At 58.5% G+C, this 9,694-nt stretch carries 10 protein-coding genes; 6 read left to right on the top strand and 4 right to left on the bottom strand.

Annotated features, from left to right (window positions below; genetic code table 11):
• Nucleotides 1-332: 332 nt before the first annotated feature.
• On the bottom strand, nucleotides 333-665 hold the full coding sequence (locus tag H0V78_04060; protein MBA2350979.1) for a hypothetical protein: 333 nt from the start codon (nucleotides 663-665) through the stop codon (nucleotides 333-335).
• 759 nt (nucleotides 666-1,424) lie between these two features.
• Between H0V78_04060 and cls the strand changes: the two genes are divergently transcribed.
• Nucleotides 1,425-2,891, top strand: coding sequence for a cardiolipin synthase (gene cls, locus H0V78_04065; protein ID MBA2350980.1), 1,467 nt, complete (start codon nucleotides 1,425-1,427; stop codon nucleotides 2,889-2,891).
• Nucleotides 2,892-2,998: 107 nt separating this feature from the next.
• Nucleotides 2,999-3,412 (top strand): c-type cytochrome, encoded by a 414-nt coding sequence (locus H0V78_04070; protein ID MBA2350981.1) that lies wholly within the window; start codon nucleotides 2,999-3,001, stop codon nucleotides 3,410-3,412.
• 136 nt (nucleotides 3,413-3,548) lie between these two features.
• On the opposite strand, the gene H0V78_04075 is transcribed toward H0V78_04070, so the two are convergent.
• Both H0V78_04075 and H0V78_04080 read right to left on the bottom strand, forming a co-directional pair.
• Entirely contained in the window at nucleotides 3,549-4,403 is an 855-nt protein-coding gene (locus H0V78_04075) for a metallophosphoesterase (protein ID MBA2350982.1), read from the bottom strand.
• 19 nt (nucleotides 4,404-4,422) lie between these two features.
• Nucleotides 4,423-5,403 carry a diacylglycerol kinase gene (locus H0V78_04080; GenBank protein MBA2350983.1) on the bottom strand — a complete coding sequence of 327 codons (981 nt, stop codon included), beginning with the start codon at nucleotides 5,401-5,403 and terminating at the stop codon, nucleotides 4,423-4,425.
• A gap of 327 nt (nucleotides 5,404-5,730) precedes the next feature.
• Between H0V78_04080 and H0V78_04085 the strand changes: the two genes are divergently transcribed.
• Nucleotides 5,731-7,380, top strand: coding sequence for a DUF3943 domain-containing protein (locus tag H0V78_04085; protein ID MBA2350984.1), 1,650 nt, complete (start codon nucleotides 5,731-5,733; stop codon nucleotides 7,378-7,380).
• A gap of 205 nt (nucleotides 7,381-7,585) precedes the next feature.
• Here the strand turns inward: H0V78_04085 and H0V78_04090 are convergent, their stop codons facing one another.
• The gene (locus tag H0V78_04090; protein MBA2350985.1) at nucleotides 7,586-8,053 is read right to left on the bottom strand and encodes a nuclear transport factor 2 family protein; all 468 of its coding nucleotides are present in this window, start codon (nucleotides 8,051-8,053) and stop codon (nucleotides 7,586-7,588) included.
• An 87-nt stretch (nucleotides 8,054-8,140) separates the two neighbouring features.
• Here H0V78_04090 and H0V78_04095 point away from each other — a divergent pair, with 87 nt between their 5' ends.
• The 3 genes from H0V78_04095 (at nucleotide 8,141) to H0V78_04105 (ending at nucleotide 9,449) form a co-directional block, all read left to right on the top strand.
• Nucleotides 8,141-8,728 carry a TetR/AcrR family transcriptional regulator gene (locus H0V78_04095; protein MBA2350986.1) on the top strand — a complete coding sequence of 196 codons (588 nt, stop codon included), beginning with the start codon at nucleotides 8,141-8,143 and terminating at the stop codon, nucleotides 8,726-8,728.
• Between the two features lie 269 nt (nucleotides 8,729-8,997).
• Entirely contained in the window at nucleotides 8,998-9,255 is a 258-nt protein-coding gene (locus tag H0V78_04100) for a hypothetical protein (protein MBA2350987.1), read from the top strand.
• A complete protein-coding gene (locus tag H0V78_04105; protein MBA2350988.1) occupies nucleotides 9,255-9,449 on the top strand; it encodes a hypothetical protein in 195 nt (64 codons plus the stop codon). The genes H0V78_04100 and H0V78_04105 overlap by 1 nt, the downstream gene beginning before the upstream one ends.
• Nucleotides 9,450-9,694 lie beyond the last annotated feature (245 nt).

Raw genomic sequence — 9,694 nt, forward strand, 5'->3', positions numbered from 1 at the left:
GCATACCTCATCCTGGCCCGCCCATTACCGGGGCGAAGGTCCCCAAGTCCAGTTAATCCAGTTCTACCCGCAAACCTCGAAGGACAAACGGGCTTAGCTGCAATACTCGTCGCTTAACAATTCGGATGGCCTTTTTGATGTTGACTGGCGGTAGTGGATCCGTAGACGGGGACGCAGCGGGAAGTTGCTCATCTTTCGGTTGACGCCGCGTGGATTGCGTCGGTCGCGGAGGGAGGCGACTCGCTCCTGCAGAATCTCCTCGAGCACGCTTTCATGAAACGCTTTCCGGTCTCCAGGGGGAATAGCGTGGAAGGCAGGGAGTTTGCGCCGCACTACAGAAGGCTCGGGACCCAGCGGTAGATCGGCTCGGCTCCTGCGACGCCGTCGAGACGGTATTCGATCACCCTCACGGTCAGTCCCTTAGTCTGGTGCCGTCTATCTTTCTCAGAGGGGTAGATACGCCTCAGATAAGAACCATAGGCCAGCCGCTTCTCGCAGGGCAGACGGATATCTTTCTTGATCCGCCAAATCAGCTGCGCCTCGGTGGCGAGTATTAAGGAGGTATTCGCTTCGCTGCGCCGCCGGGATGCGTGCCCGACCCGCACAGATAAAGGAAGATCTAACACTGCTTGCTGCGCTTCGCGAGCGTTATACAGTTGGCGCATGAGGCCAATCGAGGAAAAGAGGAACGAGCAATTTTATCGGCATCGGCGGACTTGTAATGTTCGTCGAACTGAGCGCAACGTTTGGACTCCTCGCGCTCCTCCATCCGCTTCAACGGCCATTTGGGCGGAGTTTTCGCGCTTGCCGGTGTTGAAGTCATTCCTGACGGTTCGAGACCAGGTCTCAGCGCACACGATTTGCTTTCCGTGGGACGTTGGCGGGACACCGCGGGACACAAACGAGAAAAACAGGCAACAAGCCAAAACAGTAGGCCTATGGTTTGATTGTTTTTAGTGTATTGCCGGTTATGCAGGTTTTCTTCTTTCCTGCGACTCATAATCCCTTGGTCGCTGGTTCGAGTCCAGCAAGGCCCACCACCGCAGCCCTGACTTCGCAACGGGCTGCTTGTGCCCTCTCGAACTCGGGCAGACCCATAACCCCTCCTTCGTCGCTGGTTCGAGTTCAGTAGGCGCACCGCCGCATCAAGATCGCATTTGAATCGAGTTCGAAACCAGGGCGCCGACTCTCCACGCTCTCGCGATCGTGTAGTTCCTTCCACGCTTCCCACGTTATTGCGCCCCACCCTTGACACCATTCAAGGCAGGTAAGTTATGCCAATGGCAATGCAAGGCATTTTGCGATAACCCGTTGTTTCCTGCCACGCGGTTTTTCACGAAGCTTCCGCTTTATCCGGTCTGCCCATTGATCGGAATGGTTCTTGCCAATCCCGCATTGCAAAGAATCGTATTCGAGAAAGAGTCGTGCAAAAGCAAACACTTATCGTCGAAGCCAATTCCGGGGAAGCAGAGCTCATGGGTGATCGACTGACAGGAACCTTCAATAAAAGGCCAGATGTGCCGCCCAGGGTAAGCGCTAGCATGTTCATCGGCGTGCTGCTGTGCCAGTTCGCTGCCTGCGCGGCGCTGCCGACGCAGAAGCAAGTGGCGCGGGAAGTCGCCACGTCTTCGTCAAAAATCGAAATCAGCGGCGACAAGAGAGAGCCGCAGCGCGAGCTGCTAAAGCAGGCAGGCGGCGACGAGACAACTCATCTCAAACGCTTTGTGCTGGCCGATCAGGCGATAGACAACGGGGTACTGTTTGCTGGGAATGAGGTAAAGCTGCTGATCAATGGGCCGGCCACCTACGGGGCCATGTTCGATGCCATTCGGAAGGCGAAGCGCACTATCCACCTCGAGACCTATACGCTAGCCGACGACGAGGTCGGCAGGCGGTTCGCCGAGGCGCTACTCGAACGCCGCGCCGCCGGTGTGACGGTCAAGGTGATCTATGACGCGGTCGGCAGCCTGACCAGCTCGGACGCATATTTCAACCGTTTGCGTTCTCACGGCGTCCAGGTGCGCGAATTCCGCCCCGTGGACGGCGTGGACGTTCTGGCTTTCTGGCGAGCCAACCAACGCGATCACCGGAAAATGCTGGTTGTAGACGCCAAGACAGCATTCATCGGCGGCATCAACATCAGCAGCGTTTATTCGAGCGGCTCGGGCTCTCTCGGCGAAAGAAAGGAAGACGGCGATAGCGAGTGGCGCGATACGCAGGTGCGCATCGACGGGCCGGCGGCAGCCAGAATTCAAGAGCTATTTCTGGCGACCTGGGTGAAGACAGGCGGGGCTGGCGCCGAATCGGATGTGCGCGCTCGCGCGCTGCCCAAACCCGTCGGTCATGACCTTGTCCGCGTGATTTCGACCACCGGCGGCGGAGACGATTATGGCATTTACAAGGCCTACCTCGCCGCGATCGCAGTTGCCCGCGAGCGCATCTGGATCACCCAGGCGTATTTTCTTCCGAACGATGAATTCCTCGGCGCTTTGAAAGACGCGGCGAAACGCGGTGTCGACGTTTGCATCCTGCTGCCGGGCTTTACCGATTCCAGAATCGTGCTGCAGGCTTCCCATTCCAACTATGAAGATTTACTGAAAGCCGGCATCAAACTTTACGAACGCGACGATCGTCTCTTGCATGCAAAGACAGCTGTGATAGATGGTCTGTGGTCGACGGTCGGATCGAGCAATCTGGATTACCGCAGTTTCGTGCATAACGGCGAAGCAAACGCCGTAATCTTCGGGCAGGAATTCGGCGGGCAGATGGATGCCTTGTTCCGCAGCGATCTGAAGCATGCGCATCAGGTCGAGCTCGCGCAATGGCAAAAGCGCTCCTTGTGGAAACGGTTCCAGGAACGATTCAGCGTTCTGTTTTATCACCTGATATAGCACGTCTCCCGCTCCCTTCAGTCAACCTCTGCCGGTATTCGGCCTTAACCAAACTGACACACCTCGCTAAGTACCTTGTTTTTAACCCCTGACATTGGATGAACACAATGAAAATATCCGCACTGATTGCAAGTCTATTCCTGACCATACCTTCCTTCGCTTATGGTGCCGACGCCGCCAAGGCCGACGCTGGGGGCGCCCCCTACAAGGCGAGCGAAGAGGGCAAGAAGGTCGACGAGAATACCTATAAGGGCTACTCGACGTACACGAGCGTCTGCGTATCTTGTCACGGCCGCGATGCCACAGGCGGAATGGGCGGCGGCGCGAACCTTGTCGAGGGGATGAAGAAGCTCTCCAAGGAAAATTTCAAGGAGACGGTGATGAACGGGCGCCCGGGAACGCTGATGGCCGGTTTCAAAACGGTTCCTGCGGTCGCTGATAACATCGACGGTCTCTTTGGATACCTGAAAGGCCGTTCGGATGGCAAGATCTGGGGCAAAAGCCTGGAAAAAATGCAGTAAGAAAATTAGCGCAACGATCTGCGGGGAGGCAGCGAAAAAGCCGGCATGGCAAGCCGGCTTTTATCGTCAGCGATGCAGGCAATTTAAACGGGAAATCGGATAGCGTAATCGACGCATCCCGTGTGGACTCTGTTTTCTATCCCCTATCCCTATTCCTATCCCCTACCTTGCAGGGCTGGCGATCTACGGACGTGACATTTACGCAAACGAATTCGCCATGGGCCGTACGAGTGCTGGCCGCGGCGTAATCCCAGCGTTCGATACGATAATGCTCATTCGCGCTGCCTGATTCGTGCCGGATCAGGTTCACCGAATTGGGAGCCTCGTGGCGCACCCGCGACGACACCGCGGTTCCTGCCTGGGCAATCCACAACCCGCGAGCCAGGTCGCCGTAACGATCGCTCAAGCGGGCGGCGAACGGCAGGTGAATATGGCCGCTCAGTATCAGATCGGCTCCCGCCTTCGCCCAAGAACGCACCGCGTCGCGCGCGCCATGCAGCAGATTCTTTTCGTCCCGCGCCCGCGTCACGTGAACCGGCTGATGGGTCACGACGATGCGTAACTGGCGGCTTTTGGCCAGAAGCAGCCGCTGTGCCACGTGGCGGATCTGATCGGGCGACACCTCGCCGTCCTTATGGCGATAGCGCCGCGTCGTCTTTATCCCAACCACGAGCAGATCGGCGGATTCGAACTGCGGATCGAGCGCCGCGCCGAACTGGCGCTGATAGTTTTTATAAGGCGTCAACGTGCGCGCGACGACGTTGTACAACGGGATGTCGTGGTTGCCGGCGAGTACCAGCTTAGGCGCCGGCAGCCGATCGACGAAGCGTCTGGCGGCTATGAATTGCGAACGCGTGGCGCGTTGCGTGACGTCGCCCGAAAGTACGACCAGATCGGGCATTTGCGCATTCGCGAGACGCAGTAACGCCTCGACGACCGCCGGCTGTTCGGTGCCGAAGTGCGTGTCTGAAATGTGCAGAACGGTACTCATGGCGCGTTCGCGTCGTTCGCTACATTCGACGATCCGAGGCTGGCGCTGGTGCCAGCAATTGCAGCGAAGGTCCCACGCGAAAACACAGCGGTGTGGCCAACGTCGTAATCTCGCCGTCGATCGCCACTTTGACCCGGCGACGGCCGGAAGGCAGCCAGGGCCGCACCGTCATGCGCTGGAAGGCGAAGCTGTACACATTATCCGAATCACCCAGTTTGCTCATCGCGCCGCGCAGCGCCAGCCCCAGCATGGCTATCGCGCCGATCGGCCGAACCGTGATGGCGGCCAATTCGCCGTGCGGCACAGCGCTGGCTTGCGCGATGCCGATCTGCTGCAACTGCAGGGGATTGTTGCCGACGAACAACGTCGGCGTGCGCAACGTGTTCTCGGTTCCGTCTTCGCGCGCGACGCTGAGAACGAGCTGGCGGTGCTCGCGCAGCAAAGTCATCAAGCCCGAACAGAAAGCGACGAAGCGGTGGCGGCCGAACTTCTGCTTGTCGGTTTCGCGACGCTCGAGCAATTCCGGGTACAGGCCTAGGCTGGCGTTGACCAGAAAAAGACGGTCGTTGATCAAGCCGACCTGAACCGGCTGAATACTGGCATCAAGCAACGCCCGCGTAGACTCCCCGGTATCCGACGAGATGCCGTGCGCGCGGCTGAAATAATTGAATGTGCCTTGCGGGATCACACCGAACGGCCGGTTTTTCCGCAGCGTCGCTTGCGCTACGGCATTGATCGTGCCGTCGCCACCGGCAGCCACGACCGCCCCTCTATTCTGCTCGGCCAAGCCGGCAGCGCGCTCGGCGATTTCGCCGAGTTTGCTGGGATCATCGACCACGAGCAGTTCGTAACGCTGGCCCGCCGCGTCGAGTATCTCGTTGACAGTCCTGGCGGCCGTTTCTGAATCGCGATCGCCTGAACCCATGTTCATTACGATATAAAGAGGATCGGTGCGCGCGAGGCGCGCAGGAGGCGTAGGAACGTTTTTTGTTTCGGGCATGAACGTGATGGCGTGGTTGGGTTGTTTTCGGCGATGATTTTGCGAGCAGACCTGTCAACAAATTAATTTTGATCGGTATCCGATAATGGCCCCGACCGTACGCGCCTGTAAAGCGCTGCGCCCGCGTTCGATTCGAGTCATCGAATGTTTCAATCAACGGGTGGGATCGATCGGTCAGTCCGGTCATCGCCATTTACTTCCCACGAGGAGTCGTCATGCCGCACAGTCGATGCACCCGCACATCCATTACTGCTTGCCGCCCTGACGCCGGGCGATGCGCCTCGTGCACTTCGCCCAGCGCACACTCGCTTGCCGGAGCCGGACCGAATGTATGACACCGGCAAGCGCCGATGCGCGATGAAAAGAAGCGGCACGCGAACCGCAAGCCGGTTGCGGCAGGCGCCCAATTCGATCAGCGCGCTTTGCAGCGCCGTCCTCGTGCTGATCCTGTTTTCATCTACAGCTTTCGCCGAGGAGCCCGCCGCGATCGATACTCCGGCAGCACAAGCGGGATCAGCCCGCCGCGCGATTGCAACGTATCCCGGCGCTGCGCCCATCACGTTTTCATCAGGCCTGAAACTCCCCCAAAACTCTCTCATTTTCGATCGACGAGCATTGTACGCGCAAAGCAACGCAGCGCCTGCGCACGCGGCCAACATCGAGCCCACGACTGCGATTCCAGCGTGGGGAAGCGAGAAAAGCTACCTCATTCCGGCACTCGAGATTCTTGGTTTCGACACGCTGCTGAATGCGTTCAACCGCGCCTATTTCGGATGCTGCGATTACAACACGAGTTTCTCCTCGATCAGGCGCAATCTGGGCCGGGAGTGGGTCGTCGACCGCGACAGCTTCAGCATCAACCAGATCGGCCATCCTTATCAGGGATCGATGTACCACGGCTTCGCACGAGCGTCCGGGCTCGGCTATTGGGAAAGCTCGGTCTATACTTTTGTCGGCAGCGCCTTATGGGAAATAGGCGGGGAAACGACGCCGCCATCGGAAAACGATCAGATCGCGTCCGGCATCGGCGGCAGTTTCCTCGGCGAAGCGCTGTTCCGCATGTCCAATCTCTGGCTCGAACAGGGTAGAGGATCGCGGTTCTGGCGTGAGATCGCTGCGGCGGCGATTTCGCCCCCGGTCGGCTTCAACCGTCTCGCCTCTGGCCAACGATTCGACGGGATATTCGCAAGCCGCGATGCCGAGTATTACAGCCGGGTGCAGTTCGGCGTGAATTCGGCAACACAAGACCAGCCCGGCACTGCGAGAGAGGCGAAACGCCATGAAGCAGTCGTCGACTTTGCGCTCGATTATGGTTTGCCCGGCAAGTCCGGTTATGCCTACAAGCGGCCTTTCGACTATTTCACCTTCCAGGGATCGCTATCGAGCGCGATCGGTCTGGAGAGTGTCATGACGCGCGGGCTTTTAATCGGAACCGACTACGAAGTCGGCAAAACATATCGCGGAATCTGGGGCCTTTACGGCAGTTACACCTACCTCGCGCCGCAGGTTTTTCGTCTTGCCAGCACAGCCGTATCTGTCGGCACAACCGCGGAATGGCGGCTATCCGATTCCATCGCGTTGCAGGGGACGGGTCTGGTTGGAGTCGGCTACGCTACCGTCAGTACCATAGGCGCCATCGAGGACGAACGGGCGAATAACTACGGCGTCGCCCCGCAGGCGGCGACAGCGTTGCGATTGATCGTCGGGGACAGGGTATCGCTCGATCTGACTGCCCGCGAATTCTTCATCAGCGACGTATCCTCCGGCAACCGCGATGGCAATGACAATGTCGTACGCGCGGATGCGTCGCTCACCTGGCGCATTTACCGCCAGCACGCAGTCTCCGTGAAATATCAGTTGTCCCGGCGCGACATCGGCTTTCCCGGCTTTGGCGATAGATCTCAGAGCAGAGGGACGCTCGGAATTTTCTATACGCTTCTGGGCCGCGACCGCTTCGGCACGGGCGATTGGCAATGAATGCGCGTTGCGGCTTCGCGACTGTTCTCGAGGGTTTGCTTCGTCAGCGGGTAACGCCCCGAGTGCGAGCCTCTGACCTTCGATTGCGGCCGGGATCGGCTTTCTGGGCGCGTCCTTCCAAGGGCGGTCGCGAACCTCGTGCGCCTGTTGGTTTATCGAGGCGCGCTAAGAGTTCGAGGCGTTGATACTGTGATCCCCTGGTTGTTTACAACCCCAGGTCGCTCAATCCAGGATGGTCGTCCGGGCGACGGCCCAGTGGCCACAGGAACTTGCGGTCGGACTCCTCGATCGGCAGATCGTTGATGCTCGCATAGCGGCGCATCATGAAGCCTTGCTCGTTGAACTCCCAGTTTTCATTGCCATAGCTTCGGAACCAGTGCCCGGAGTCGTCGTGCCACTCGTAGGCAAACCGCACCGCAATCCGAGCGCCGGCGCAGGCCCACAACTCCTTGATCAGCCGGTAGTCGAGCTCCCTGGCCCACTTGCGCTGGAGGAACTGACGCACCTGCTCGCGGCCGACGGGGAATTCGGCTCGGTTGCGCCAGCGGGTGTCCTCGGTGTAGACGAGCACGACGCGGTCGGGGTCGCGCGTGTTCCAGGCGTCCTCCGCCATGCGCACCTTGCGGGCCGCGGTATCCGGCGTGAACGGCGGAAGCGGCGGTTTGTTCTCCATGGTTGTCTCCTCGGGGCTTGTAGACAAGTCTGTCTACGCAATAGAGGGAGACTACCGAATGTGGACAGGTCTGTCTACAATGGCGATATGCAAGGTACCGATAGTGAAGTCATACACGATCTCCCGCCGCGCGAACGCATACTGCTGACCGCGCATGAGCTTTTTTACCGGGATGGTATCCGCGCGACCGGCATCGACCGCGTGATCGCGGAATCGGGTGTGACCAAAGTCACCTTCTATCGGCAGTTTCCCAGCAAGAACGATCTCATCCGCGCGTACCTTGAGTACCGGCATGAGCGCTGGCTGAGTTGGTTTATCGAGGCGCTGCAACGCCACGGAAGCGCGCGCCGCAATACAGGCCTGAATGCGCTGGTACCAACGTTGGCTGAATGGCTCCGCGACGACAGCTATCGCGGTTGCGCCTTCATCAATAGCGTAGGAGAACTGGGCAGCACTCTGCCTGAGATCACCGAGATCGCACGGCGCCATAAGCAGGAGATTACGGATGTCATCGCGAGCCTGTTGCCGCCATCGAGACAACGCCGACAGAATGCGCAGGCTGCCGCTTTGGCGATGGACGGCGCGATAGTGCGAGCGCAGTTCGATGAGACCCCGGATGCGGCGCTGAAGGTGTTCGAGCGAGTCTTGAAATTGCTCCAGGCGAGCACAAAGTGAGTCGGCGGATCGGCATTAATCGCTGACGCTGATGGTGCAGAGATTTGAAGGATAAAGGTACGCTCACATATGCATGTAATGGACATATCACTGGAGGCAAATCGCAGCGGCTACGCGATGCGGATCTTTTGGTGATCCGTCTTGGGTTATCTCCGGTAGCTGTGTTTTTCACGCTGGCCTTTTGTGGTCACCCCTCTATCATGTGCATGTGATGCACATATTTTTGGAGACCCTGTATGCCAGCTGCGACAGAGAGAATTCAGGTCCCCGTGACCCCTGATCAAAAGGCGAAAATCGCCAAGAAGGCGAAGGCAGCGAATTTGACTGTCGGGGAATTCGTCCGCCGAGCCGCAGAAGCGTACCAGCCGGATGACGTCGATGACGTGCTCGAGCGATTGATCGAGCAAATCAAGAGCACCGGAGCGAAAGCCTCCAAGGCGCTCGATGCGAGCCTGGAGTTCGCGGCCGAATCGCAAAAGCGAATCGAGCAAATGGAAGCGGGGCGTCCTCGTAAGAAGGTTGTCTGATGGCGATCTCCGACAAACTTTGGGATGCCTTGACTACGGTCATCAAGATGAATGACAAGATCGAACGGATGGCGGGGCAGATGCAAACACAACAGCAAAAAATAGAGGACCTGACAGGACGGGTGATCCGCCTTGAAACTGCGCTTGAGATATCGATTGCAGGTAAGGGTCAGCGCTCGTTCCCGAAAGAATAACGATATCCGATGCTGCCATTCGGGCAGGCCTCGCCGGAAGTCATGACCATTTGCAGGTTCGAGTATAGGCGAACGAACGGAGGAGAGCGTCATTGCCACGTCACCACTTATGAAGTAGAGTTTTTTCAAACACTTTCGCCTTCGCGTCATCGATAGTCGAAATGCGGTCACTCATCATTTTCGCCGCCGTTGTACTGATTACCCATTTCGCCGAAGCGGCCGACGTCCTCACTTCGCGCAACAAC

Source organism: Burkholderiales bacterium, assembly GCA_013695435.1.
Classification (GTDB): domain Bacteria; phylum Pseudomonadota; class Gammaproteobacteria; order Burkholderiales; family JACMKV01; genus JACMKV01.

Excerpts from the sequence above, each read along its gene's own strand:
- H0V78_04085 (MBA2350984.1), top strand. The coding sequence starts at position 5,731 with ATGTATGACACCGGCAAGCGCCGATGCGCGATGAAAAGAAGCGGCACG.
- H0V78_04075 (MBA2350982.1), bottom strand. The coding sequence starts at position 4,403 with ATGAGTACCGTTCTGCACATTTCAGACACGCACTTCGGCACCGAACAG.
- H0V78_04095 (MBA2350986.1), top strand. The coding sequence starts at position 8,141 with ATGCAAGGTACCGATAGTGAAGTCATACACGATCTCCCGCCGCGCGAA.
- H0V78_04060 (MBA2350979.1), bottom strand. The coding sequence starts at position 665 with ATGCGCCAACTGTATAACGCTCGCGAAGCGCAGCAAGCAGTGTTAGAT.
- H0V78_04090 (MBA2350985.1), bottom strand. The coding sequence starts at position 8,053 with ATGGAGAACAAACCGCCGCTTCCGCCGTTCACGCCGGATACCGCGGCC.
- H0V78_04080 (MBA2350983.1), bottom strand. The coding sequence starts at position 5,403 with ATGCCCGAAACAAAAAACGTTCCTACGCCTCCTGCGCGCCTCGCGCGC.
- H0V78_04070 (MBA2350981.1), top strand. The coding sequence starts at position 2,999 with ATGAAAATATCCGCACTGATTGCAAGTCTATTCCTGACCATACCTTCC.
- H0V78_04105 (MBA2350988.1), top strand. The coding sequence starts at position 9,255 with ATGGCGATCTCCGACAAACTTTGGGATGCCTTGACTACGGTCATCAAG.